Here is a 26881-nt window from a genome sequence, read left to right on the forward strand (position 1 = left end):
CAGCAAACTGGTTTGAACGCTCGGCAAAGATTTTTTGATATAAAATTAGCAGCTTGGACTTATTGAATAAACCCCGCTACTATGGATACTTTAACAAAAGAAAGTAAGGCCGTAAAATGGCCAGAATTTAAACCCCACTATGATCATTTCATTGGAGGCAAATGGGTTGCCCCCAGCAGTGGAGAGTATTTCGATAATATAAGTCCTATTAATGGACAACCATTTACAAGATCTGCCAGAGGTAATAAAGAAGATATTGAAAAGGCACTGGATGCCGCTCATAAGGCTTTTCCAAAATGGTCTAAAACAGCTGCTGCTGAAAGAAGCAGAGTACTACTGAGAATAGCAGATATCATAGAGGATAATCTTGAGTATTTGGCTCAGGTAGAAACCGTTGATAATGGTAAAGCCATCAGAGAAACACGTGCGGCCGACCTACCGTTATGCGTAGACCATTTCAGATACTTTGCCGGAGTAATCAGAGGTGATGAAAGCAGCATGTCTGAGCACGATGCCAATACAATAAGCATTAACCTTCAGGAGCCGCTAGGTGTGGTGGGTCAGATCATACCATGGAACTTCCCGCTACTGATGGCCACCTGGAAAATAGCTCCGGCTTTGGCCGCTGGATGTTGTACCGTGGTGAAACCAGCTGAGCAGACACCTACAAGTATTATGGTGCTGATGGAGCTCATTCAAGAAGTGGTGCCAGAAGGTGTAATCAATATAGTAACAGGCTATGGTCCAGAGGCAGGTAAGCCATTGGCAACATCACCAAGAGTGGCCAAAGTGGCATTTACCGGTGAAACTACTACTGGTAGACTGATCATGCAATATGCTTCAGAAAACCTCATTCCAGTGACCATGGAATTAGGAGGAAAATCACCTAATATATTCATGCCGAGCATTTTAGAAGCTGATGATGAGTTTTTTGATAAATGTATAGAAGGAGCTGTTATGTTCGCCCTAAATCAAGGTGAAGTATGTACTTGCCCTTCAAGAGTTTTAGTGCATGAATCTATCGCTGATCAGTTTTTAGAAAGAGTGATCGAGCGAACCAAGGCCATAAAAATGGGACATCCACTGGCTGATGATACTATGATGGGAGCGCAGGCTTCTAATGATCAGTTTGAAAAGATACTCTCGTACCTTGATATAGGTAAAAAAGAAGGTGCTGAGGTACTTTGTGGAGGTGAAGCAGCCAAGCTGAATTCCGGATTGGAAAATGGCTACTACGTACAGCCTACCATTTTCAAAGGCCATAATAAAATGAGGGTTTTTCAAGAAGAGATATTCGGACCGGTAACCTCTGTTACCACCTTTAAAGATGTAGATGAAGCATTGACCATAGCCAATGACACGCTGTATGGCCTGGGAGCTGGTTTGTGGACTCGCGATGCTCATGAAATATACCAAATGCCAAGAGCTATTAAGGCTGGCCGTGTATGGGTAAACTGTTATCACGCTTATCCGGCACATGCACCATTTGGAGGTTATAAAAAGTCAGGTTTTGGAAGAGAGAATCATAAAATGATGTTAAACCATTACAGGAACACCAAAAATATGCTGATCTCTTATGATAAGAAGAAGTTAGGCTTCTTTTAGTGTAGGGGTAAAATGATATGAGATTGTTCAGGCTCTATCATTAACGTAGATGGTATGCCGGTGAGGGTTGATCTGCAGGTCAATCCTGCACCGGTATATTTGATTTTAAAGGTTATGGAAGTTAAAAAAGTAAGTAGAATAGATATTACACCTACTGCCCTGGAGGTAGTAGATCAACTCAAGCATAAATACGGCCCCCTGATGTTTCATCAAAGTGGAGGCTGTTGTGACGGTTCGTCCCCCATGTGTTTTGAAGATGGAGAATTCAGAATAGGTGACAGCGATGTGAAGCTGGGAGAGGTGAGAGGCTGCCCATTCTATATGTCAAGAGATCAGTTTGAATACTGGAAGCACACCCACCTTACTTTAGATGTAACGCCTGGGCGTGGTTCCAGCTTTTCATTAGAGATACCGCTCGGTATCAGGTTCATTATCCGCTCTCGCCTTTTTACAGATGAGGAGTGGGAGGTGCTAGAAAAGAATCCGATTTAGTGAACTGTTACCGAACTCCCTTTCTCCCAATCTTTAAATTCTTCAGTATAATATAAATAGGCGGAGCTGGCAGGTGCAGTGAAAGTACCTTTCAGTTCGGCTTTTAAATCAAGGTCTACAGATTTGGTTTCAGCAGGTCCCATTTCTGTGTAGTAAAGAATCAGGTTGTCATTGATGATCTCATAAAAATCAAACACTTCTTTTTCCTGTAGTTCTTTCAGTTGCCATGGTTGCAAGCTCAACCCCGCCGGAATGCCGATGTTGGCAATAGTCATAGGTAGGCCATTTTGCTTTTTGTTTTTAATTTCGATGTGAAGCCTTACCGTCTCATTCATGTTCACATCATTCGCTTGAAGCTGTTGTTTTAGGGCTACGCTGCAGTTTTTATCAGATACCGGTGTTTTCGTATGCCATACAAAGTTTAAACCATATGGAATAGCCTTGCCGGTTTCACTAAACTTTACTCGTATCGGCGTTGCTCCTTTACTGGATAACTGATGCTGATCAATGTCAAAATGTACCAACTGCATGCTTTCTTCCTTATATTTTTGTGTATTAAGCAACTGATTCTGAGCATAAAGCTCAATCACGCCATCAGAATTCTGAGTGTTTAAGAGTTTCGCATATTGGGTAAAGGCCATTAATGTGAGGGTAGTAGCCTGTGTACTGCCATAGCCGTAATAACCTCTTTGAGATACTAAAAACTGAATACATTCATTGATCAGATTGAGATTGTGTTGATTGTTTTTGAGCAAAGCAACGGTCCAAAAAGCTACAGTTTCAACCTTCAGAGATTTGCCATAGCTTCTAACTATTGATTCATTTGCTTTGAGTTCGCCAATACCTTGAGTAGCCACTGCCTCTTGAAATTTATCCACCAGAAACTGATAGTCTTTCATTAGGTTAAAGTTGTAAGCTGCACTAGCTAGCAGCGCCATTTTATACATGTCCTTGCTTTTGAGAGCTTCTTTTAAGGCAGTATCATATTCATCCTTTACAGATTCAAGGCTCCCTGTTTCACTCATTACATATACGATGTAAGCGTTGTTCACTTCCTTGGAGGCGGCAGAAAAACCATATTTGCCATGCTTCTGTTTGAAGCCCCCTTTTCCATCTTTTCTGCTCATTAGCCAATCCTGGGTTCTCTTTATCATGCTGCTGCTAACTCCGGAATATACTTTAGCCATTTCATGAAATTCTAACAAACCATAGGCTGATAGGGCTTCATGGGCTGCCGGGTGACCGAACCACTCGAAACCACCACCTTTAATTTCATAAGCCATTAATCGCCTGTAACCATCTTGAATAAGTCGAGTGGCCCTATTCCTTACTTCCATATTAAAGCTACCCGTTTCTTCCATAAACTGTAATGCCAAGATATTGGGGAACGTGCTGGAGGAAACCTGTTCAAAACACCCATGTGGAGTTCTCAATATGGATTCAATGCCCTGGGAGATATCATTTAACAGGCTAGGGTAAGCATTTAATTCGGCCTTGAAAGTGCCTTTTTCTATTTCGCCTAAGTCTATCATGTATGTGCTGTCCATTACACTGGCTGCATGGCTAAGGTGTCTGGGGAATCCCACAGATTTAATGTTCAGCTTCTGATGGATTTTGTCTGAATAGCTACCACAATCTAGGGTTATGTCTATCAGGTATTGACCTTCCATTTGGTTGGTTAGCAAAGTGTACCACACTGTAACTACCTCATTTGGTGGAACATTGATCGACTGAGATGCATCTTCAAGTAAATGAAAACCATTCGACGCATTCACCTTTAATGTGGCTTCTTTTATCTTTTTGGTTTCATTTTTTACCTGCACAGGTATTCTTAGGGTATCTTCAAAACCTAAATATTGAGGAAGTTTCGCATATAATGACATGGGTAACTGAGTAAAATAGCTTTTCTCAGCTCTACCTATCTCACCTGTAGTGCTAAAACCTTCTGCGGTAATCTTAAAACTGCTCACCTCATCATTGTTGTAAAATGATACTTCAGCTTCACCTTTTGTATTGGTAATAATGTTGGGGTTCCAGTAAATGGTGCTTCTGAAATCACTTCTTTCTTCTTCTTTTGATGGGGGCGCTACATAAAACTCCCTTGAAGCGGAGAATTTTTTAGGTCCTATGCTGATATGATTGTAAACGGCCTTTTTCTTTTCTGACTTCAGGTTATAGTATGGGGTGGACTTCAATGTTATGAGAAGTGCCCCATTGGCTCCACGGCTACCATAAAGAGCTGAGGCCATTTGCGGACTCAATATCTCAACGCTCTGAATATCAGTGCTATTGATAAAGCTGCTATTAAGAAAATTTTGATTTGCACTAGAAGCCAATGGATGCCCATTAATAACATAAAGTGGCTCTGTTTCTCCAGAAATTGAGCCTACTCCTCTAATTCTTATATTCGGGGTGGGCATTGGTTCCTGCCTGGTTATCTGAACACCGGCTACCTGACCTTGCAGCGCCTGGGCTACATTGGTGATTTCAGGGTTAGTATAATTTACTACAGATACAGACCCCGTTAAACTGGATTTTGTCACTGTCGCATATCCAGTAACTACCACCTCGCTAAGCTGCTGTACATCAGAAGATAAACTAATATCTAATTGGTCAGATTGAGGTGTACCCACTACCTTATTCCTTTTTTTAGATTCTGGGGTTAAGATTTCTCTATCTTCATAGTCAAATTGGAAAGAGCTATTATCTGATGAGCCAAAATCATTGTTCTCTTGCTCATCTAATATTATCTTATTGGGCTGCTTGGTAAGGAGCATTTTTCTTACCGTAGCATCAGCATTCTTAAAAAGAAAGTGGCCTTCCGTGGTAGTAGTAACATTGATGATTCGATATGCGTTGCCCAGCTCCATAAGCGTTACCTCTCCATGGATAGGTTTGTCATGTTTATCCACAATCCTACCTGCAACATTCTTCGCTTTTTCAGGGATATAAGTGATGCTTTTATTAGGATTTTGAACCTCGGCCCACTTGAACCTTCTCCAGCCCTGTGTGAGTAAGAGGTAGTCCATGGCTTCCGTTGCTTTTGGTTCATCGGGGTCAAAATAGAAAGAGGGCTCCTGTATTTCTCCCTTTAGTTCTGAAGATAATAACAGTGACGAAAGGATGTTATCCTGCTTATCATCTGCAAAGGTCAGCAGCTTGTCGTCTACCACGGCTAACGAAAGCTTTCCCTGCACAGGCTGGTTGTCACTATCCAATGTTCTGATTTTGAGCTTAACTTTCTCCCGAGGCTGATAGTCATCATGATTGGTTTCCAGTTGTATTTTAAGGGTTTTGTGAGGGTTGATGAATACCAGGCGTTCGCACTGCTCCAGGTGTTTTTCATTAAACAGTGTGAATACTGCTATGCCTGCAGGAAAGTCTTCCGTGTTTACTTTTATACTATTTGAGCCAGCGGATAAGCTGATCATTTCTGAATAGTATAAAGCGCCATGTGCCTGACCTACCAAATATCCCTGGGTTTTGTCGGGAGAATAAATCTCCCACTGCAGCTGAGTATCATCATGATTTTTCAATTGCAGCGTGTACCCACCTGATTTGGTTGTTGGTAATGGTAAATGATCTTCATTACCACTTGGTGAGCTGATTTTAGCAAAGTATTGCTTTCCCGCTCTAGGAGTGAACTCAAAAGCGCCCATTCCCATATGAAAGCTTTGGAAACTAGTAACTAAAAGCCCATCATTATCAATGATTTCACCACTTATATCAGCTCCTTTATTCATTTCATTTAAAGCCTTGAAGCCCATCTTAGTCGGTTGATTGACTACCATGTCACCACCTTCCGGAAAGAACTGAACTGTCACCTTATTCAAAACAATGGGGATAGATCTTGAAATAGATTCTTCAATTCCTTCAGTGCGAACTATGGCATTAAAAAGACCGTCATTACTTGATAGACCATCAGGCAGCTGGAAGGTGATATTGGCTTCCCCATCCTGGTCAGTATAAGCGGTAGAATCCAGATGCTTACTTCCATTGAGTGAGATGGTGTATTTTATCTCAGCGTTTGATACTTTTTCATTCTTTAGGTTAGAAACTTTAAGTTCTGCTCTCACCATATCACCAGGTCCATAGGCTTCTTTTTCAAAGTCGAGCTTGAGCAGTAGTCTGGGAGTAATTATATGTTGAACTTGTAACTTCTTGCTGAAGACCATCTCTTCGCCGAAGTTTTTCATCCACTTGGTGTAGGCTTTCAAGGTGTATATGCCGCCCGGAGCCTGGTCAGAAAGCTCAAAATCACCTTTGCTTGTTCCTGACTGAATAAGAAGTTTTGAGGTATTTACCACGGTACCACGAGCATCAATAAGCTCTACATAGAGCACTTCACTTGTGGTGCTCGGCTTATGGTCTGTGCTGTTGAGAATAAAGGCATTATACCAGATAGATTCTCCAGGTTTGTAGAAAGGCTTATCGGTCTGCAGGTATATCTTTTCTTCAGGATATTGCTGATTGTAGAGATGTAATTGCTTTTTAAGATCATCCAGGAATCCATCTTTTATGAAGATGAAGGACGAAAAACAAAGTAAGCTGATGATGGATATTAGTAATGTCTTTTTCATGAGAATTAAAGGTTAGCCGTGATTTTCAAGTGATATGATCTGGTAGGAGGTGCGTTAAATACATCCAAACCAGCAGTTTGTCCATACAAATGAGATTGTGGATCAGAACCTTTATATGGAGCAAAAAGCAACAGGTTATGCCCGGTCAGGTGTAATTCGAGTCTTTTAATGAAAGAAGAATGATTATTAAAGGCTCTGTATGTAAATTGAAGAGAGCTTAAGCGCAAGGATGAGGCATCTTCTATATATGATTCTCCTACGCCGTCCCAGCCGTATCTCACCCAACGGTTTTCAGTTACTGGTAATTCGGGATTTGAAAAATTGACTGGTGTAATATTCTTAGAGCCATCCTCAGTGGCACCAGGAAATATGTAATTGCTTGTATTTCTGTCGTTACCACTAGTTTCTGACCTTCCCAGATAATCAAGAATAGCTTTTGTCCCATTGTATATATCTCCACCTTTACTCCATTCCCAAACCATAGAGCCGCTAAATTTGCCATAAGTGGCTGTAGTAGACCAACCTAAAATCCAGTCGGGTAGGGGATTACCTATTTTTTTGATTTGCTGATTTTCAATAGGAAAGCCATCATTGTTAATGAGTATTTCTCCATTATCATTTCTTAAGTAAGATGTGCCATAAATAGCTCCCAGCTGTTCTACTTCGGCTATCACAGATTGCACAGTTTTAAAACCACCTATGGGAATAGGTTTGTTGTCATAGACTTTTTTGGCAATAGTATTAAATGTGCTCCAATGCAATGTAGAACTCCAATCACCGCCGGCAAAGTAGCCAAAATAACCCAGGCTTGTATTTATACCCTTGTTAAGTAAATCAGCCACATTTTGGAGTTGGAAGTTGTCATTGCTATAGACCGGTGCTAAATAGTCTTTGGTCATATTTTGAAAGTAATCAAATGAAAAACTTATACCTCTCAGATAGAGTTGAGTCCCTGCTTCAAAGTTATGATGCCGCTGCGGCCTGGTAGAACTATCAAAAAACAGCTCTGAAGATTCATAGTAATGATTATAGTTTTGCAGCTCTAATATAGTAGACTGGTGGGCCCAACTTTGATAGACTAACGGCGATTCAGATACGTTTTGGTTATAGCTGCCGTAGAGGCTCAAATTATGGATTGAACCCAGATATAGTAACTCATTTAGTTTTATTTTAACAGAGGCCTGTGGCAACCAGAGTTCTCTTCCTGTGAGCGTGTTAGAAAAGTATAGGTTGTTACCCGCTTTTATATAGATTCCCTCATTACTATTTTCATAACTTAACTGTGCCCCAGGCTCGTGTGCTATTCTGTCTATTGATTGGTTCATGAAGGCCAGGGAATCAGCAGATTCGCCTTGAAAAATGGAGGATGACAATCCATACCCGTCAGTTCTATGGATGTCAGAGTTCCAATACTCATTGATATAGCTTAATCTGAGCTTGAGTGTGTTCCCATATTTTTTAATGAAATCATAGTAAGGTGATACATTCAGGTAAGAATAGGCCTGAGATGATTTTCTATTGGTAAATCGACCTTCGGTAAAAGAAGCATAGCCTAACGGTATTCCATAAGTCCTTTTTTCCGATTGAACGTCGAGGTTGACTTTAGCACTGACACCAAATTTTTTATCGTTAAAGCTGTAGCTTAATGAGCTTAATGTGCGGTTAATTTTCTCATTATCAGGTAATTGGTTGACGATTCCGTAAGGATTATCAACAAGGCCAGGAGCATGGTTGCGGAGCCGACCAATCTCAGTAAGGTAGCTTTCATGATGATCTTCTGGGTTATTAAGGCCGTTGGCATTGTCAAAAGTTACAGGTGTTCTATATATACTTCCTATGATATTACTCCAGTTGGATCCCCGCTGTAGCAGCTTGCCTTCAGAATGACTATAATGAAAGTCAGCGGAAAAGTGAGATTTCTTAGTCGATGCATCACTAATGCCTGTAGAGAATTGATAGGTCTGATTGCTATTATTCGGTAAGATTCCAGATTTAGTTTCCTGGCTTGCTTTAATGTCAAGTATACCCCCTAAAAAGGCTGGCAGGGAAAGACTTACATCATTCTTTAATGATACAGCATTTTTAAAGATCGAAGTAGGATCATACTTTCCAGCAGGTATGCCGTTGCCAGAGCCGCTTTTAACCAGTCTGCCCTTAGTATCATAGGCGTAGTTGCTGCCATCATACTCAAGGGCTTGTACGGCTGGCCCCCAGGAGAATATCTCACCCTGATCAGCCCCACGCCAGACATACTCGCCGTTTTCTGGCCTGCCTTGTGCATAGTTATTTTGCAGATCGGGTAGCCTGAAAACACGGCTTAATGAAAAGCTGCTGGAGAAGTTCAGTACGTATCCACTTCTTTTAAAGGGGTCTTTGTAATTTTTCACTACAAAATGGTCACCATTGCGTTCTATATTTTTAATAATGGAAGGATCAAGCCGGTTAGATGTGTAATATGTAGGTGTATTCTCATCTAAAACCGCCGTTCCGGGCGATGAGGCGCTGGTAGTATCCATGTAAAAGGAGGGTGGCAATGGCTCTAAATGGTGTTCACGATCGCGTTTCTTAGCCATGGGGTACCCAGTGACTATTACTTCTTTTGTAGCCATCCCTACAAAAGAGAAAACCAGTGTAGATCCGATAGGAGCAGTGATAGTGTAATAACCATTAATATCAGTTACAGTGCCCGTATTGGTTCCTTTTATGACTATGCTAATGCCAGGTAATGGCTCTCCATCATCATCAGTAAGCTGACCAGAAATAGTTCTTTCCTGGGCCAGTGCTGAGATGCAGATGAAAGATATGATTAGAGTAGTAAATATTGTTTTCATAGGCCGTGTTAATGTGTTCTACACTTATGATGCAGCGGCTATGAGGATTCCATAAATTAATTTTGATTATTGCATTCAGGTTACAAATTATCGGTATCAATCATTCATGATAAATTGAAACATTCCAATAATTTAAATATCATCTGACGTATGGAAGGTATACTTGATAGTTCACTTCATGAATCACACGGCTCTCATGGAGAAGAATATGTGAAAATTCATTTGGCCAGTACTGGTAAGAGGTTGGCTAATTATATTATAGATATCGTGATAAGCTATATCATATTGATTTTAGCTCTATTTATTTCTGATGCGATATCTATTTACGGAGGCCGTCAGGAGCTTATAATGTTTTTCTTGGTTTTTATGATCCCTGCTTACTATGTAACGATGGAAGCTACATTAGGAAAAACCGTAGGAAAATTCATAACTAGAACTAAGGTAGTAACAGTTGACGGAGCGAAGCCCTCATTCGGACAGATACTAGGACGAACAGTCTCTAGAATAATACCTTTTGAGCGTTTTTCTTTTTTTGGTTCTGAGCCTGTAGGCTGGCATGATTCATTACCTGGTACCAGAGTAATTGATGATAAATAATTAACTCATAAAAAAGCGGCTGTCTCAAAAGTAATTTTTAAGTCAGATTGAGGCTCTCGAAATCTTTATTATTTTGAATACAGAAACATTTCGAGCACCTCAATGTGACCTACAATAATCACGTAACTACTCTTGAGACAGCCGCTTTTTTATTAAATATCTATCTGATTTTAGGCTGTGACAGCCTGCATTTCATTGAGCTTCTTAATAATACTCGCTTGTAATGATTGGGAAGCGGGTAGGAGAGGAAGTCTCACATTATTGCCGCAAATTCCCATTTCAGCAAGCACTTGTTTTACCCCTACAGGATTGCTTTCAGCATACATTAGTGGATTAATGTCTAAAAGTTTAAATGCTTCTCTACTGGCTTTACCGAAATCACCTTCTAATACTGCTTCTTTCATTTTATAGAAGATATGTCCGAAGGCATTGGCTAATACAGAGATAACACCCACAGCCCCAATAGAGTACAAAGGAACGGTAAGCATGTCATCTCCAGAAATAAGCATGAAGTCTTCAGGCTTATACTTGCTGATGGTTAAGGCTTGCTCCATATTACCACTTGCTTCCTTTACACCAATGATGTTCGGGTGCTCAGCGAGTCTTAAAGTAGTTTCTGCAGTAATGTTAGAAGCCGTTCTGCCGGGCACGTTATAAAGTATTACCGGTACCGGGCATTCATCAGCTATTCTGGTGTAGTGCTGAAATATGCCTTCCTGTGAAGGCTTGTTGTAGTACGGACTCACAGAAAGTATAGCTTCCACACCGCTGAGATCAGTTTCTCGGGCTATTTTAACAGTGGCCTTTGAATCATTCACACCAATGCCGTAGACAATGGGTAAATCACTTTCATTATTGGCTTTAGTGAATTCTAGTATCTCAGCTTTATCAGCCAATGAAATAGTAGAGCCTTCACCGGTGGTTCCAAGTACCACATAATAGTCTACACCCTGCTTGGCGGTGTAGTTCAATAGATTTTTATAGCCGTTAAAATCTATATTTTCATCGTTGTCAAAAGGTGTAACCAGGGCTACACCTGTTCCATATAATCTAGACATAATCTTTAATTCAAAATCTTGGTGTACTTATACATCTCATCCGCTAATCCCTTCACATTGCTGTCATGAGTATTGATCATCAATTCAAAAAATGAATCACCCTTCTCATTATATTTTCCAACACGGCATTTGGCTTTACTCATAGCCAATATATTTTGTGTTAGGTCATTGGTCTCTATATCCAGATAAAACAAATAATCGAACGTTTTGTCTACAAAGCTTTGTACTTGATCTGAAGTAAAGCTGCCCCAAAAGTTCACATCATTATTGGTGAAAAAGTCAAATAGAAATTCGAAATTCTCCTGATCCTTAGGTAGATAAGCCAGCACTTTTACCTGCTTGCCATCTTTTTCCAATATCTTTTTAAATTCCTTTACTATTTGATGTTTTTGCTTTCCGTCTATACTGAATAATATACCGATACTCTCAGCATCTTTATAATCTGTGCTTATGCGCTTAGCATTGTTCTTTTTAATGAACGAGCGTGTTTTATATGAGAGCATTTTTTTGTTTAACATATCTATTTTATCATGGCATCAAATTCATCTTCTGAGATAATTTGAACGCCTAGTTTTTCAGCCTTTTCTTTCTTTGCGGGGCCCATCTTATCGCCAGCCACCAGATAATTAAGCTTGCCGGAAATAGAACCGACAACCTTGCCACCGTGCTGCTGGATTAACTCCTTCAATTCGTCCCGCTCGTAATTGGCAAATACTCCCGAAATTACGAAAGTTTTACCGTTTAGTACATCAGAAACAGAAGTAGATTCTTTTTCTATGATCTCCATCTGCACACCAGCCTGTTTCAACCTCTCTATTTCTTCTTTATTTTCGTCATTCTCAAAATGAGCGAGAAGGCTGGAGGCAATACGATCACCTATCTCCGGTACTGAAATTAACTCATCATAACTGGCCTTTATTATGTTGTCAATGTTTTTAAAATGTGCTGCCAGCTTTTCTGCTACGGTTTTACCCACATAGCGAATACCTAAACCGAATAATACACTTTCAAAAGGCACTTCCTTGGAAGCTTCAATACCTTTCAGGGCATTTTTCGTACTCAGATCTTTAAACCCTTCAAGCTGGAATATATCATCATAAGTAAGATCATATAAATCGGCAGGGCTCTTTACTAAATCCTTTTCATAGAGCAGGTTAATAGTTCTTTCACCCAAGCTATCTATGTCCATAGCTTTACGCTGAATGAAATGCTCTATCCTACCTTTTATCTGAGGAGGACACCCTTGTGAATTAGGGCAATAATGTACCGCTTCACCCTCTAAACGGATAAGTTCTGTACCACATTCCGGACAGTTTTTAATGTATTCTACCGGTGTCAACTCCGGAGTTCTTGCCGTAAGTTCTACGCCAGTTACTTTAGGTATAATTTCACCGCCTTTTTCTACAAATACCATATCACCAACGCGGAGATCAAGCCTTTGAATTTCATTGGCATTGTGTAAGGAGGCCCTTTTTACAGTGGTTCCTGCCAGCTGTACCGGGTCCAGCTCAGCTACTGGCGTAATGGCACCTGTTCTTCCTACCTGATAAGTGATGTCTTTTAATCTTGTAGCTGCATTCTCAGCTTTGTATTTATAGGCAATGGCCCATCTAGGGCTTTTAGCGGTGAAGCCCAACTTTTCCTGCTGCGCAAAGCTGTTCACCTTGATCACTATACCATCTGTTTCCAGTGGTAATTCCTGACGCTTGGTATCCCATTCTTGAATATAGGCTAAAACCTCGTCTATGGTCTTGCACTTGCGGTAAGTTGGAGATACGTTAAAGCCCATCTCCTGAAGTTTAGCTATGGCTTCAGCGTGGGTATCAATGTTTAGGTTGTCTCCGTTCATAGCATAAAGGAAGCAATCCAGCTTACGTTTAGCTACGGCCGCTGAATCCTGCATCTTAAGTGAGCCTGAGGCGGTATTTCGTGCGTTGGCGTAGGTCTCTTCACCTACAGCAGCACGCTCTTCATTAAGGGCGGCAAATACCTTCTTGGGCATAAATGCTTCACCACGAGCTTCAAACTCTTCTGGAAAGTCACCTTTAAGTTTTAAAGGCATGCTTCGGATGGTTTTAACGTTGAAGGTGATGTCATCTCCCTTGGTACCATCACCGCGGGTAACGCCACGGGTAAGCACACCATTTTCATAGGTAACGCTAAGGGCTACACCATCAAACTTAAGTTCGCAAACATATTCATATGGCTCATCTCCCAGGCCTTTGGCCACTCTTTTATCAAAATCTTCCAGATCCTCTTTAGAGTAGGTATTACCTAATGAGAGCATGGGAGTTTTATGAAAAACGGTGTTAAATTCTTTAGTTACTGTGCCACCTACACGATGAGAAGGGGAGTCCGGGTAGTTGAACTCCGGAAAATCTTTTTCTAAGGCTATGAGCTTGTTGAGCAACATATCGAACTCATAATCAGAAACCTCTGATTTGTCATTCATGTAGTACTGCTCGTTATAGTGGTTTATCTTTTTAGTGAGCTCAGCTATTTCTAATTGTGCTTGGTCTTTGGTCATCGGTGGCGCTTATGAAATGAGCGCAAAAATACTCAATCTCTATAAAAAAAAGAAAGATGAACTCCCGGGGGAATTCATCTTTCTTCTTAAGGTTTTTTAATGCTATTACTTCGTAGGATCTTCATAGGCTGTAGTAGCTCCTTTAAGCTCTACAGAGTTATTTGCCCTATCAATATCTGCCATTCTTTGAGTTGAGTCAATCTCAATTTTCTTAATAGCAGAAGCTTTGTTACTGATTTTTAAAGTATAAGTAGGGTAAGTCCATGGCCACGCTGCTTCTGTGATTCTTGAAGCAGATTTATCTTCCACAGCTTTTTCTCCTAACATTAATCTTAACGGAATGTAATAGATTTCAGTGCTACCATCTTCGTATTCTACATATAGATCTATAGGCATCATCATTTCGCCTACTTTCTCTAAAGTTACGTAGGTGGCATCTCCATCACCCACTACGGTTTTAATACCATAATCAATCTGATCTGTAGTCTGACCGAATTTTTCTAAATACCAGTCAAGCTGAAGGCCTGATGTTTTTTCGATACATCTGATGAAGTCGGAAGCAGTAGGGTGCTTGAATTTCCAATCGTAGAAATATCTTTTCATACCTTTCATGAAAGTTTCCTGACCTACCACATAACTCAACTGGTGAGCAAATACGGCTCCTTTAGCATAAGAGTTAATGCTGTAAGATCTGTTGGTGTGATAATGATCCGCGTGTGTAGTAAGAGGCTCTTCATCACCACTGTTAGCCATCATGAAATAAGCTCTGTAAGAGTTCATGTGAGGATCATCAGTGCTGTTAGGATCTCTTAAGTGCTGCATAGTTACTGAAGAGGCATATGAAGTGAATCCTTCATCCATCCATGAGTACAGGCTTTCGTTAGTAGCTAAAACACCCTGATACCAGCTGTGTAGTAATTCATGTACTGCTGTTCCTAAAAGACTGTTGATATTTCTATCACCGGTAATTAAAGTAGCCATTGGGTACTCCATACCACCATCACCACCCTGGATGAATGAGTATTTCTCATATGGATATTTACCAAAGTTATCGCTGATAAAGCTCATGGCTTTTGTCATGTACTCAGGTAGTTGCTCCCAAGCATCTTTGTTATCATCATTCGCCTGATAGAAGAAGTGAAGAACTGGTCCGTTAGGTACCTGTGCTGTAGTGTGCTTGTAGTCAGGATCTGCCGCCCACACGAAATCATGCACTTTTTGAGCTTTGAAGTTCCAGGTGATAGGCTTGTCTGAAGTTTTTACTTCTACACCAGCTGCTTCATAACCATGACCAATTTTATCAGGTTCTTGTAAGTATCCAGTAGCAGCTAGTGTGTACGTAGGATCTATCTTTATTTTTACATCAAAATCTCCCCATACACCGTGAAATTCACGACCGATATAAGGATCTGTGTGCCAGCCCAGCTCATCATACTCAGCTAATTTAGGGTACCACTGACTCATTGAATAACGAATGCCCTCAGAGCTGTCTCTACCTGATCTTCTAATCTGAATAGGTACCTGAGCTTCAAATTCCATTTTGAAAACAGCTTTCTTACCAGGAAGAATAGGCTTGGCCAGTCTTACAGTAAGTATGGTTCCGTCTACTTTGTAAGTAACATCCTTACCATCTTGTTTTAATGATTTAATGTGCTGATATCCAATCTCTTCTGGGGAAAGTTTAGAAATTCTGTCTCCAACTCTTCTGTCAGGATCAGCAATATTTAATGAGCGTACATCCATCATACTTCCAGGCTGGAAAGCATTGAAATAAAGATGGTAGTATACGTTATTTAATGTGTCTGGTGAGTTATTGTAGTAAGTGAGTTTTTGTTCACCGGTAAACTGATTGGTATTAACGTTCATGTCAATATCCATTTCATATTCCACCTTCTGCTGCCAGTAGGTAGTAGAGCCGGATTGACTTTTACCTATCAAAGGGATAAGCAAAAAGATTAATGTCAGTTTTTTATACATGTTCATATAATCTGTTATTTGTTTTTTGAATAATCTTAATGACGAAACTAAAGGTTTGAGGTTTGTAATCAAATTACATTTATAAGGACGGTAATTTATTCTAATTCTTCTAGTGTTTCAGAAAGGTTTTCCTCGGTACTCTTCAGTTTTTCTTTACAGTCTTTAATCAGTCCTGCAGCTCTTTTCACAAGCTCTGAAAGCTCATCTACGTCAGGCTCTCCATTTTCTATTTTATCAATAATAGACTCTATCTCTTCTACTGCGTTTTTATAACTAATCTTCTTTTTTGCCATGTTTTTTTCTGCTTGATTCTACGGTACTGGTAATGATATCATCCTTGCTTTCAGACACTATCACATCACCGGCCTTTACTTGAGTATTTTTTAATAACTTCCCATTAACAGTGGTTATGGTATAGCCTCTGTTCAACACGTGCTGAGGATCTAGAAATTTGATGGTGGTATCTGCCAGATCCAGTTTTTTATTTTGCTGGTTGAAAAAGTTTTTAATTCCTGTTTTAAGGTTGAAAGAAAGGTTATTCACCAAATAGCTGCTTGCTGATAACTTTTCTTTGCTGGCGGCTTTCAGGTGATATCCCAGGCTATTTAGTCGTTGGCTCTCCAGGTTGAGTTTCTGGTTCACATTATGGTGAATGCGAGCGTAATAATCTTCTAGCTGTTCTTCAAAAACCCTAAGCCCACTGATAAGAAACTCAGCCACTGCTGTGGGAGTTTTTACTCTGGTATGCGCTACCAGATCCGCTATGGTCTCATCTCTTTCGTGTCCTATTCCGGTGATAACTGGTAAGGGAAACTGTGCAATATGAGAGGCCAGTTCATAGTCATCGAAACAATCAAGATCTACCTGGCTACCACCACCTCTGATGATAATGAGTACATCATAGTCATCTATCTTTTCAAAAACCTGCATCATGGCGCTGATAATAGATTCGCCAGCTTTATCTCCTTGCATGGTGGCCTTGAATAGCCTGGCGTGAAATCTATAACCATGAGCATTTCGCTTTACCTGATCTATAAAATCACCATATCCTGCTGCCGTAGGGGAGCTGATAATGGCTATTCTCTGAGGCACCCGAGGTAGGAGGTGAGTCTTATTCATTTCAAAGACACCTTCAGCTACTAGTTTGTCGATGATTTCTTTTCTACGACGAGCTCTTTCGCCAAGCGTGAAGTTGGCGTCAATATCTTTAATGTTGACGCTAAGGCCGTAAAGTTCATGAAATTGTACTACAACATTGCAGAGCACTTTTAGGCCGGGCTGCAATGCCTGGCCAGTCATGCCTTCAAACCACGTGGAGAGGTTGCGGAAGGTGTAGGACCAGATAGTGCCCCTCACTTTAGCGGTTATTCTGTTCTCTTCTTTATCTACCAGCTCCAGATAGCAATGGCGGTTCTGGGTGGTTCTCATTTCGCCGATTTCTGCCACTACCCAGTAAGATGGCTCCAGGTTGGAGTCCAGGGTGCGCTTGATCAGGGTGTTTAGTTCATGTAATGATAGGTGCTCCATAGTGCGGAGCTCAAAATTATTTAATTATTGCCAACATCTTCAAAGTTTAATGGAATATGATGCGTTCATGCCGAAGAAACTGTTGTTGTTCAGGTCGAACTCTTCCCCAGGAAGTTCAACAGGTATGTTGTATTGATAGGTGAGTAGGAAGCCGAAATTGCCTTTCTTTAAACTTATGGGTAGCGTAATGCCATAGTTCATAAGCCCGAATACATTATTCTCTTCGATATTGATGTTGAGCCTTCTGTTTTCTCTGGAAAAAGTGGTCAGTAAAATGCTGGAGTTGCCCAATAGCATGCTAACCGTCGGTCTGATGTAAAGCTTGTCAAAAAACCAGAAGTCCTTTTTGTTGATATTGGTATTGATGCTCCAAATGATCTTATGGGCTGTCTGTGCTTGTCCGAAATTCACAGAATAGCTAATGCCCGTATCAAAGACATCTTTACTACAATAAATGGCTCCGATTAATCCATCAGAATAGGGCGCCTGAAAAGCAGAGTCAGATTGCGTATAGAAATAATGATCATAGGAGATAATGTAGCTCCAGGCCTTATTGATGGCTCCAATATAGCCGACAGATGTGTTAGTGAGATAATATTTTGGGTCCGATTCACTGTTCCAATAGCCAGAAACATCACCATAAACCCCTGAGTGATGATAATATGATACACCGTAACTCAAGCCATACTGCTCGATGCCGAGATCTCGGCCTGCCGTCACAATTTGGCTCATATAGCCGATCTTAAAAGATAATTGAGACTGTTTAAAATCACTATCATCCAAATGAATTAAACTATCCAGCAGGCCCATGAGCATGGTGCTGTCCTCATCGAGCAGCTGCTCCAGTTCCTCAAGATCCTCCCAGGAGATGTCATCATCCTGGGCACTGAGGTTGCTGAATAAGCCCAGGCAGATCAGTGCCGAGAAAAGTAGCTTTCTAAGCATTTAGTTATCTCGTGGTCTTATTCTGTCTGTGTTATTCTCTCTTATCTGCTGGCGTCTCTCCATTCTGTCCCTTCTGCGCTCTAGCTGCTCCAGTAGCATTCTTCTAAAGTCTTCTTCAGCCTTTCTCAGAGCCATTACCTGTTGTGCAGAGATTACTTTCATCATACGCTCAGAGTAATTCTTTTCTAAATCTACCTGTCGCTCCTTTAACTTCAGGCCCAGGTTGAGCAGGTCTTTCTTTTCCTGTTCGCTGGCCGTGTTGGGATCTAGTTTGCTCTTGGCAGTATTGTATTCGTTTCTGAGACCTTTACGTTTTTCAATAAACTCATTATAAAGCGGCCAGAATTTCTCTGCTTCATCAGGAGTTAATCCCAAGCGTTCGGTGATCAGGGCTATCCTGGCACTTTCTATCTTGCTGCGCTGGTCGGCATCTAAAGCAGTGTCTTGAGCAAAAAGGTGCCCTAATGGTATTACTAATAAAAACAGGACTATAATATTTTTCATATCAGTAAAAGTTAATCGAGCAGAGCCCGTGATAATTTTATATTTCCTGAATACCTGAGTATTCATCTATAAGGTCGTTTAGTTGGTTTTCATCCAAATCGAAATCATCGAGGAGGATGGTGTCATCATGTTCAAAGTCAAACTCAGTGGTGCTGAGGTCTATATTCTCTAGAATCTCTTCCGTAGTTATATCGGTATCTTCAAGGTAGTTAATGATCTCTTCACTGCTTACCTGTGCTAACAGCTCCTGAGCATTAGGGCCTTCTATTTCTGTGGAAGGCTTTAGCCAAATAATATAAACAGCCACCAATAAAATAACTAAAGAAGGAAGTGCCAGCCTCACCGCCGATGGTGTAAAAACCCATCCTCGCTTTTTAGAACTTTCTACAGCTTGCTCCTGAATTTTATGCGGCAACTGCTCAAAGTAATGGTCAGGCACCTTATAAACATTCTCTTTTTTCAGAGCGTCCAGTTTAAATTCTTTATGTTTTCTATCTTCAGCCATTTGATCCTTAGATTATAATTCACCCTTAAGGTTTAATCAGCAGTCATTATTTCTTCTATTTTTTTTACTGCATGGTGGTAGCTGGCTTTCAGCGCACCTACGCTAGTATCAGTAATCTCAGCTATTTGCTCGTACTTCATTTCATCATAATACTTCATATTAAACACAATCCGCTGTTTATCAGGCAGTTTTAGTAGTGCTTTCTGAAGCTTGAGCTGAATTTCATCTCCACTGATATAGTCAGAGCTTTCCAGCTTGGCCGTAAGTTCTCCTTCTACATCTCCTATAGGTAATAAGAATTTTCGCTTTTTTTTGTTGAGGAAGGCCAGGCATTCATTGGTGGCAATACGATAAATCCAGGTGTAGAGCTGAGCATCTGCCCTGAATTTATCAATATTTTTATACACCTTAATGAAGACATCCTGCACCAGGTCATCGGCATCATCATGGTCAATAACCATCTTACGAATGTGCCAATAGATTTTTTCCTGATACTTGCGTACCAGTAGGTTAAAGCCGAAGTTGCGGCTTTCAGCATGCTTAAGTTTTTCTATTAATTCCTTATCCTCCAAAGAAACGATTTCTTAGTTATCGATGCTTTGATTCGAAAATACTTTGAAGGTTTAATTAAGCAAAGAAAAAAAATTAGATTTCTCTTAAAGTTTCTATCAAACCAGCGTTCTTCCCTTTAAATCTCACTACTAAAAGAGGCTGATTCATTTTTTCATTCACCATTTTTTCCGCCAAACTACCAAGGAACAAGGCCGCAGCGGCTGTTCTACCTTTAGCGCCGATAATCACGAAATCTACCTTTTCAGAATCTGCCAGTTCATAGATGTCGCTGGCCAGGTTATCATTGGTATCCAAATCATATTCCGCACGAATAGGAATGTCTCTGGTTTTAATTTTCTTAATGAATTTTTCGAAGTTTTCCTGTGCATTCTTCTTCATGATCTCACCAAACTCTTCGAAAGTCTTTCCAGTGTAGTGATAGCCCGCAGGCACAGTGTACACATTTTGGCAGATGATCTCACTTTTGCTTCCTGTTCTTACAGCAAAGTCAATGGTTTGCTCCACAGCCAGTTTAGCATAGCTGGAGAAATCAACTGGTACCAGAAGTTTATCTACTTTAGGCTCCACATTATCAGGAACTATAAGCAGGTTACAGCTGGCTCTACGCGCTAACCTCATAGTGGTAACGCCGGTAGCATCTGGTCCTTTTTTCTGACCTATGATAATTAAGTCAGCTTTACTCTTATTAGCCACATCTAAAAATGTACCCGTTTGTCCTTTTTTGATCAGGTACACTACTTTAACCTTCTTCTCTGGTTTAAAATGCTCTTTTACTGTTACCTTAATTTTGTCCTTTCTTTCCTTTAGAGCAGTCTCCTCTATTTCAGGAAACTCCTTTCGTACATTGGCAGGAATGTTAAGGTTCCTCACAATATTTACGAAAGTGATTTTTTCAGCAGAGGTGTGGTCAGCCATGAATGATGCAAACTTTACAAGGGTTACATCTATTTCACTGGTGTCAAGACCTACAAATACATTTTTAAAAGGTTCCATAGTGTGGTTTAAATTTCGGGTGCAAAGCTATTTATTTGCTTCCATTTAGAAACTTAAATAAAACTTAATTATTTAAAATTTCTAACTAATTCATCGGCAATAAGTTCTGCACTTTCTTTAGAATGTGTTGGGAAATTAGCTATTCGTATATGTTCTTTTTTGTATTTACCATATCCAGAGCCTAAAACAATACCTTTTTGAGCTAAGGCGCCTATCACTTCACTGCTATCAACCTTGGTTTCAGCTACTAAAGTGGTTTTAGATCTGTATTTTTCTTCTTTTACAAAGGGTGCCAGCTGGCTACATTCTTCTATAGCCTGGTAAAGTACGGCTGACTTATATTCTGTCTCTCTTCTTATCTGATCAATGCCTTTGGTGAGCATATCTCCAGTAACCTTGCCTAATAAGTCTATGCCTAGCACATTTGGAGTTTCAGAGGTCTGGTTTTTCTCTGATTTCTCAAGCATGGAAGGTAAGCTATGATATGAGCCTATGATCTGGTCGTTATTCAGTTTTTCCAAAGCTTTTTCTACACACGCTACGTTCACTATCCATACACCCAAACCGGCAGGTAGTCCAAAGCACTTTTGCACTGAGAAATAGGCGGTATCTACCTGGCTATAGTCCATAGGAATATATGGAGCCGAAGAAACCACATCCAGTGAGAGCAATTTATCAGGAAAAGCCTTTCTAATGGCATAAATATCTTCTAATGGCTGGGCAGCACCGGTGCTGGTTTCGTTTTGAGTCATAGCAATCAATTCGCATGATTGTGGAATCAACGCTTCTTCCGGAGCTACCACTTTGCCATCTTCTGCTTTTTTAGCAAGCGCATTGATTTTGTAATTCTCAGCAATGTCATGAAAACGATTAGAGAAGGAGCCATTTACAAAGTGAAATGATTCAGATACAATTAAGTTCTGTACTATGCGCTCCCAAATTTCATTAGCCGATCCGGTGAACAACACATGATAACCTTCTGGAAGTTGTAATAACTCCTTTATGTTTTCTACAGCTCTCTGATGAATGGCCTCATAAGCCTTACTTCTATGCGAAATGGAAGCAACATTATCTTTAAGAGCGCTTTTAAGGTGCTCTTCTACAGTGAAATAAAGTTGTGAAGGTCCAGGTGTGAAAAAGATTTTCTTCATTTGATTAATCGGCTTTTTTGTGTTGAAACCAAATTTAGTTAACAGAATTCATATTGAAATAATATAAAAGGAATTAATCGTAATACTAAAGTAATCGGGCAGTCAAAGTGTAGTAATGTTTGAGCTATACATTTGTAATGTATGGGTTTAACAAAGATACCCTGAAGGTTTAGGTTGAATCTCTCCAGGGTATCTTTTTCAAATTTTTTTATGAAAGAGATAGCAAAACGCCCGGTAGATGTAGTTGTAATATCTGATGTGCACTTAGGAACTTACGGTTGCCATGCAGAGGATCTTCTTCGCTATTTAAAGACCATCAAGCCCAAAAAACTCATTCTCAACGGTGATATTATTGACATCTGGCAGTTTAGCAAGCGCTACTGGCCTAGCTCTCATATGCAAATAGTAAAACACATCACCAGTTTGCTCAGCAAGGGCACTGAAGTAGTGTACATTACTGGTAATCACGACGAAATGCTGAGAAAGTTTGTAGGCTTTAAGCTGGGTAAGTTCAAGATTGTGAACAAGATAGTGCTGAGGCAAGGTGGTAAAAAGACCTGGATCTTCCATGGCGATGTGTTTGATGTTACCATGCAGCATTCCAAATGGCTGGCGAAGCTGGGAGCAGTGGGGTATGACTCATTAATATTACTCAATACGCTAGTCAACTTCATCTCTAAAAGCATGGGCCGGGGTAAAATTTCCCTTTCTAAAAGAATAAAAGACAGCGTAAAATCAGCTGTAAAATTTATAGATGATTTTGAAGGGACAGCCGCTGATATCGCTATCAGTAATCAATATGATTATGTGCTTTGCGGCCATATTCATCACCCTCAACACAGACTGGTGACTACCGATAAAGGACAGGTAACCTACTTAAATTCAGGAGATTGGGTGGAAAACCTTACAGCTCTTGAATATAATGATGAGCAATGGTCAGTTTATCATTATTTGCAAGATCCCGTGGCCATGGCAGTGAAGCTGAACAAGAAAGAAAGACAGAAGCAATTCAATAATCAGGATATATTCCAGAGTATGGTCAACGAATTTTTAACGGTGAAGGCATGAAGATTTTATACGCAATTCAGGGTACAGGAAACGGCCACATTAGCAGAGCCATGGACGTAGGGCCGGCTTTTGAGAAGCATGGTGAAGTGGATTATCTGGTAAGTGGAGCTCAAGTAGAAATTAATCTGTCTAAAGAGCTTACTTATCGTTCGCCAGGTATGAGCTTCTACTTTGGTAAAAAGGGAGGTATCAATTTTGGCAAGACTTTCATGAAAAACTCTTCCATCAGGTTTTATAAAGAGATTAAGGACTTCCCCATTGAGAAATATGACTTGATTATCAATGACTTTGAGCCGATCACTGCCTGGGCAGCCAGAAGAAAAGGAATGAAATGTATTGGCCTGAGCCACCAGGGAGCTCTTTTGTCTGAAAAATGCCCCAAGCCTGATTCTAATGACATTGTGGGTAAGATGATTTTAAAAAGATATGCTCCAGTCACCCAGAACTACGGCTTTCACTTTGATGCTTTTGATGAGAATATTTACACTCCTGTGGTTCGCAAATGCATCAGAGAAGTGAAACCTACGGATAAAGGTCATTATACTGTATATCTACCTGCTTATGCAGATGAGAAAATTATAAAAGTGCTGTCTCAGGTAAAAGATGTGAAGTGGCAGGTATTCTCAAAGCATTCATCTCAAGCTTATGCTCAGGAGAATGTGAGTATCACACCCATTAATAACGATGCTTTTATTAACAGCATAACCTCAAGCACCGGCGTATTGTGTGGAGCAGGCTTTGAAACACCTTCTGAAGCCATGTTTTTAGGTAAAAAGCTGATGGTTATACCCATGGAAGGTCAATATGAGCAGCACTGCAATGCCGCTGCTCTGAAGGCCATGGGAGTTCCGGTGTTGAAAAAGCTCAAAAAGAAAAAGGCCCATAAAATAGAGGAGTGGGTGCAAACAGATCACCAATTTCAAATAGAATATCCGGATGAAACGGAGGAGATAGTGAATAGCATTATTGAAAAGGAAATGACAGCATGAAAAACGCGCACCCGAATAAGGTTTTACTGGTAGATGACGATAAGGATATTTTAGATTTATTAAGGTACAATTTACAGAAGGAGGGATATACCGTTGAAGTAGAGCGGAAAAGCACCAAGTCTGTAGAAACGGCCACCAAGTTTCATCCAGATTTGATTGTTTTAGATATTATGATGCCCAAGGTGAATGGTATTGAAATCTGCCGACAATTGCGTGAGCTGCCTGATTTCAAAAACACCTACATCTTTTTCCTCACAGCCAAATCTGATAAAATGCTACAGACTCAGGCGCTGGATACAGGAGGGGACGATTACATAGAAAAGATCACTGGCTTAAGGGCATTAACGCATAAAATAAGCACCGTGCTAAAAAATAACCTGATCATCCGCAAAAGCATCAAAGAGATCAAGTTTGAAAACCTGAGAATAGACAGAGCTACTAACACTGTTTATCATAGAAATAAGGTAGTAGAGCTGCCAAGAGATGAATTTGAATTGCTTTATTTCTTTGCACAGAATCCGCAGAAGGCCATTTCGTCAGATAGTCTGTTGAATAATATCTGGGGTTCAGACATTTACATCTTTTCCAAATCAGTAGATACTTACATTGCCAGCATTGCTAAAAAGCTGGGTAAGAAACTGATTTCCAAAGTGAATGATAACGAATATCGCTTTGAGGTGATGGCTTAGAAATCTGAGTCTAACACGTCATAGAAATAATCATTGCCATCCTTTTTCCAATTATCAACATTAAAGAAATTTCTTTCTTCATGGTAAATGTAATGATCCTGATCTACAACAGGGTTAATGTAGAGAGTTGAATCATTGCCTCTGATAAATCTGACGGAATCAACATCTAACTGCCCACCGCCATCACCGTCCTCAGCATTATTGGGGGCTAATTGTAGGTTTGCCACAGTGTTTCCATTATTATAAAGAAGGAATGTGATATCTTCAGTAGCAAGATTTCTCACTCTGTACTTAGGTTCACTATTGTATGGATCAGTACAGCTGAATAAGATAAGAAGGAGGAGAGAGATAAGGTATTTCATTAGGAAAATTTACGATCAATTTCCCTAATCATTTCTAATAACATCCGGTTATTTTCATCTCCCTTCAGTTGCTTTCCAAGCTGGTTGAGTAGCAACTTCGAGCAGTCATTAACTGGCAAATTCGGGTAATGATGGTCCCTCGCATAGTGCACATACTTCAACACTTTGAAACCATCGAACCAGTGGTAGAATTGCTTGATAAATGTATCATAGGTTTTTGAGTGTTTCTTTATTCTATCTAACTCTTCTTCGAAGTTATTATCGGCTAAAAAACTGGAAATGGAAGCAGGCATTGTGGCTATCAGGGGAGTGATCAAAGGTTCTGAATAAAGTTTCGGGACTATGTCTAAAAACTGCTTAAGCTCATCAAATATCTGCACATCATAGGTGAGGAGTTGGCCTTCTCTAAGCCAGTCGTTTACGGCTTTTCCGGTGCCGAAGGGTACCCGATCAGATTGCCGGGGTGAGGGCATCACTTTGGTGCTGTTAATCTCACCGAAATGGCCCATTGGAATGATTTTGTGGAGGAAGTAAAAGTCTTCTCCCGCCTTGCGCTTATTCATGCCACCTTGTTTCTGGTAGGCATTACTTCTTACAGCCATGCTAGAGCCGATGGTTTCAAAGGCATAAGGAAAGCCTGCATACCTCAGCGCATTTACGTAATACCTGAGAAATAGCTCATAATCGATGATCGCTTGGTATATCTGGTCCGAATAAGGGCCTTCCAGAGGGTGCTCAAAATAGATGGAGGCTCCCGGGCACTTCGGGTGGTTGTTGAAAAAGCCGACCACTTCCTGCAGGTAATTTTTATCGCACGAGCTATCAGCATCATAGCAAATGATGATACCTTCAGGTTTTGAGATGGATTCAAACCTCCTTACGGCCTCATCCATAGCTATCTTTCTGGCCAGGCCTACTCCGGCATGCTTCCGTGGTAAATCATTTTTAAAGAAAGGGTATACCTTAAAACCCGACTCATCATTTGCAAGACTCCATTCTAAAGCATTGTCAAAGGCCTTTGTATTAATCTCATTCACGCTTTCATCAGCATCTTCCGACTGATTGATCACGATGATTACCTCAATGCTCAGCCCCTCACGATCGCAGTTCTTTAAAGCCTGCAGGCTGGAGATCAAATCTTCTTCCTTATAGCACGGAATAGTGACAATGGCATCTAAATTATGATCGGGCGCATCGTTAATTAAGGCTTCGCTAAAGGCATACCTTTCTAAATACAGGTTTTTCATCAAGGAGCCAGCCTGTTGATTTTCCAGTTGTCGTCTTGTAAAGTATAGAGCAATCTGTCATGCAATCTGCTCGGTCTTCCTTGCCAAAATTCTATAAGGAAAGGCTTCACCAGATAACCACCCCACTGCTTAGGCTTTGGAAGTACCTCGTCATCACTAAACTTTTCTGTAAGTGTTTTTTGACGTTCCTCCAGAAGGCTACGGTCCTCTATTACAGCACTTTGTGGTGAGCACCAGGCACCAATCTGGCTTCCTTTTGGTCTGCTTTGGAAGTATTCTGTAGACTCTTCTTCGCTCACTTTTGCGGCAGTACCCTGAATGCGCACTTGTCTTTCCAGCTCTGGCCAGAAGAAATTAAGCGCTACGGCAGGATTAGCCTCCAGTTCGCGACCTTTACTACTCATATAGTTGGTGAAAAAAGTGAATCCTTCAGCGGTAACACCTTTTAACAGAATAATTCTGGAAGAAGGTAGGCCCTGCTCACTTACAGTAGCTACGTTCATAGCGGTGGCCTCTTTAATGTCGCACTCTAGGGCTTCATTAAGCCATTTTTCAAACTGTTTGATGGGGTCTTTAAGCACATCTTTTACATCTAATGCCTTTAAAGCATAATCCTTTCTTATATCTGCTATATTTTTATCCATGGTCTTAAATTTTAGCC

General features: G+C 40.5%; 23 protein-coding genes. 6 read left to right on the top strand and 17 right to left on the bottom strand.

Features of this window, described 5'->3' with window-relative positions; all coding sequences use genetic code 11:
• Positions 1-81: 81 nt before the first annotated feature.
• Both LVD16_RS13335 and LVD16_RS13340 read left to right on the top strand, forming a co-directional pair.
• Entirely contained in the window at positions 82-1605 is a 1524-nt protein-coding gene (locus tag LVD16_RS13335) for an aldehyde dehydrogenase family protein (protein ID WP_233774442.1), read from the top strand.
• A 114-nt stretch (positions 1606-1719) separates the two neighbouring features.
• Complete coding sequence (locus tag LVD16_RS13340; protein ID WP_233774443.1) at positions 1720-2097, top strand: DUF779 domain-containing protein; 378 nt, start codon at positions 1720-1722, stop codon at positions 2095-2097.
• Here LVD16_RS13340 and LVD16_RS13345 read toward each other — a convergent pair.
• Together LVD16_RS13345 and LVD16_RS13350 are read right to left on the bottom strand one after the other, a co-directional pair.
• Complete coding sequence (locus tag LVD16_RS13345; protein WP_233774444.1) at positions 2094-6677, bottom strand: MG2 domain-containing protein; 4584 nt, start codon at positions 6675-6677, stop codon at positions 2094-2096. The genes LVD16_RS13340 and LVD16_RS13345 overlap by 4 nt on opposite strands.
• Before the next feature lie 5 nt (positions 6678-6682).
• Positions 6683-9508 carry a carboxypeptidase-like regulatory domain-containing protein gene (locus LVD16_RS13350; RefSeq protein ID WP_233774445.1) on the bottom strand — a complete coding sequence of 942 codons (2826 nt, stop codon included), beginning with the start codon at positions 9506-9508 and terminating at the stop codon, positions 6683-6685.
• Between the two features lie 150 nt (positions 9509-9658).
• Here LVD16_RS13350 and LVD16_RS13355 point away from each other — a divergent pair, with 150 nt between their 5' ends.
• Positions 9659-10105, top strand: coding sequence for an RDD family protein (locus tag LVD16_RS13355; RefSeq protein WP_233774446.1), 447 nt, complete (start codon positions 9659-9661; stop codon positions 10103-10105).
• A 170-nt stretch (positions 10106-10275) separates the two neighbouring features.
• Here the strand turns inward: LVD16_RS13355 and dapA are convergent, their stop codons facing one another.
• The 12 genes from dapA to LVD16_RS13415 form a co-directional block, all read right to left on the bottom strand.
• A complete protein-coding gene (dapA, locus tag LVD16_RS13360; RefSeq protein ID WP_233774447.1) occupies positions 10276-11163 on the bottom strand; it encodes a 4-hydroxy-tetrahydrodipicolinate synthase in 888 nt (295 codons plus the stop codon).
• A gap of 5 nt (positions 11164-11168) precedes the next feature.
• A complete protein-coding gene (locus LVD16_RS13365) occupies positions 11169-11681 on the bottom strand; it encodes a DUF6913 domain-containing protein (RefSeq protein WP_233774448.1) in 513 nt (170 codons plus the stop codon).
• Positions 11682-11683: 2 nt separating this feature from the next.
• On the bottom strand, positions 11684-13690 hold the full coding sequence (gene ligA / locus LVD16_RS13370) for an NAD-dependent DNA ligase LigA (protein ID WP_233774449.1): 2007 nt from the start codon (positions 13688-13690) through the stop codon (positions 11684-11686).
• A gap of 105 nt (positions 13691-13795) precedes the next feature.
• Positions 13796-15667 carry a M1 family metallopeptidase gene (locus LVD16_RS13375; RefSeq protein WP_233774450.1) on the bottom strand — a complete coding sequence of 624 codons (1872 nt, stop codon included), beginning with the start codon at positions 15665-15667 and terminating at the stop codon, positions 13796-13798.
• Positions 15668-15762: 95 nt separating this feature from the next.
• Positions 15763-15960 (bottom strand): exodeoxyribonuclease VII small subunit, encoded by a 198-nt coding sequence (gene xseB, locus LVD16_RS13380; protein ID WP_233774451.1) that lies wholly within the window; start codon positions 15958-15960, stop codon positions 15763-15765.
• Positions 15941-17194, bottom strand: coding sequence for an exodeoxyribonuclease VII large subunit (gene xseA / locus LVD16_RS13385; RefSeq protein WP_233774452.1), 1254 nt, complete (start codon positions 17192-17194; stop codon positions 15941-15943). The genes xseB and xseA overlap by 20 nt, the downstream gene beginning before the upstream one ends.
• A gap of 39 nt (positions 17195-17233) precedes the next feature.
• The gene (locus LVD16_RS13390) at positions 17234-18139 is read right to left on the bottom strand and encodes a hypothetical protein (RefSeq protein ID WP_233774453.1); all 906 of its coding nucleotides are present in this window, start codon (positions 18137-18139) and stop codon (positions 17234-17236) included.
• Entirely contained in the window at positions 18140-18643 is a 504-nt protein-coding gene (locus LVD16_RS13395) for a hypothetical protein (RefSeq protein ID WP_233774454.1), read from the bottom strand.
• A gap of 37 nt (positions 18644-18680) precedes the next feature.
• Positions 18681-19148 (bottom strand): hypothetical protein, encoded by a 468-nt coding sequence (locus LVD16_RS13400; RefSeq protein WP_233774455.1) that lies wholly within the window; start codon positions 19146-19148, stop codon positions 18681-18683.
• A 32-nt stretch (positions 19149-19180) separates the two neighbouring features.
• Positions 19181-19720 (bottom strand): RNA polymerase sigma factor, encoded by a 540-nt coding sequence (locus LVD16_RS13405; RefSeq protein WP_233774456.1) that lies wholly within the window; start codon positions 19718-19720, stop codon positions 19181-19183.
• Positions 19721-19793: 73 nt separating this feature from the next.
• Positions 19794-20714 carry a universal stress protein gene (locus LVD16_RS13410; protein ID WP_233774457.1) on the bottom strand — a complete coding sequence of 307 codons (921 nt, stop codon included), beginning with the start codon at positions 20712-20714 and terminating at the stop codon, positions 19794-19796.
• Between the two features lie 68 nt (positions 20715-20782).
• A complete protein-coding gene (locus LVD16_RS13415) occupies positions 20783-21865 on the bottom strand; it encodes an aminotransferase class V-fold PLP-dependent enzyme (RefSeq protein ID WP_233774458.1) in 1083 nt (360 codons plus the stop codon).
• Positions 21866-22075: 210 nt separating this feature from the next.
• Here LVD16_RS13415 and LVD16_RS13420 point away from each other — a divergent pair, with 210 nt between their 5' ends.
• Genes LVD16_RS13420 through LVD16_RS13430 form a run of 3 tightly spaced genes read left to right on the top strand, consistent with a single transcriptional unit; the run spans position 22076 to position 24611 of the window.
• Positions 22076-22933: a UDP-2,3-diacylglucosamine diphosphatase gene (locus tag LVD16_RS13420; protein ID WP_233774459.1), complete on the top strand. Its 858-nt coding sequence runs from the start codon at positions 22076-22078 to the stop codon at positions 22931-22933.
• Positions 22930-23922 carry a glycosyltransferase family protein gene (locus LVD16_RS13425; RefSeq protein WP_233774460.1) on the top strand — a complete coding sequence of 331 codons (993 nt, stop codon included), beginning with the start codon at positions 22930-22932 and terminating at the stop codon, positions 23920-23922. Before LVD16_RS13420 ends, LVD16_RS13425 begins: the two co-directional genes overlap by 4 nt.
• A complete protein-coding gene (locus LVD16_RS13430) occupies positions 23919-24611 on the top strand; it encodes a response regulator transcription factor (RefSeq protein WP_233774461.1) in 693 nt (230 codons plus the stop codon). Before LVD16_RS13425 ends, LVD16_RS13430 begins: the two co-directional genes overlap by 4 nt.
• Here the strand turns inward: LVD16_RS13430 and LVD16_RS13435 are convergent.
• Genes LVD16_RS13435 through pdxH form a run of 3 tightly spaced genes read right to left on the bottom strand, consistent with a single transcriptional unit; the run spans position 24608 to position 26864 of the window.
• Entirely contained in the window at positions 24608-24973 is a 366-nt protein-coding gene (locus LVD16_RS13435) for a hypothetical protein (RefSeq protein WP_233774462.1), read from the bottom strand. The two genes, LVD16_RS13430 and LVD16_RS13435, sit on opposite strands and share 4 nt — an antisense overlap.
• Positions 24973-26220, bottom strand: a complete 1248-nt coding sequence (locus LVD16_RS13440; RefSeq protein ID WP_233774463.1) for a glycosyltransferase family 2 protein — start codon at positions 26218-26220, stop codon at positions 24973-24975. Before LVD16_RS13440 ends, LVD16_RS13435 begins: the two co-directional genes overlap by 1 nt.
• Positions 26220-26864, bottom strand: a complete 645-nt coding sequence (gene pdxH / locus LVD16_RS13445) for a pyridoxamine 5'-phosphate oxidase (protein WP_233774464.1) — start codon at positions 26862-26864, stop codon at positions 26220-26222. The genes LVD16_RS13440 and pdxH overlap by 1 nt, the downstream gene beginning before the upstream one ends.
• Positions 26865-26881 lie beyond the last annotated feature (17 nt).

It is taken from the genome of Fulvivirga ligni, assembly GCF_021389935.1.
Taxonomy (GTDB): domain Bacteria; phylum Bacteroidota; class Bacteroidia; order Cytophagales; family Cyclobacteriaceae; genus Fulvivirga; species Fulvivirga ligni.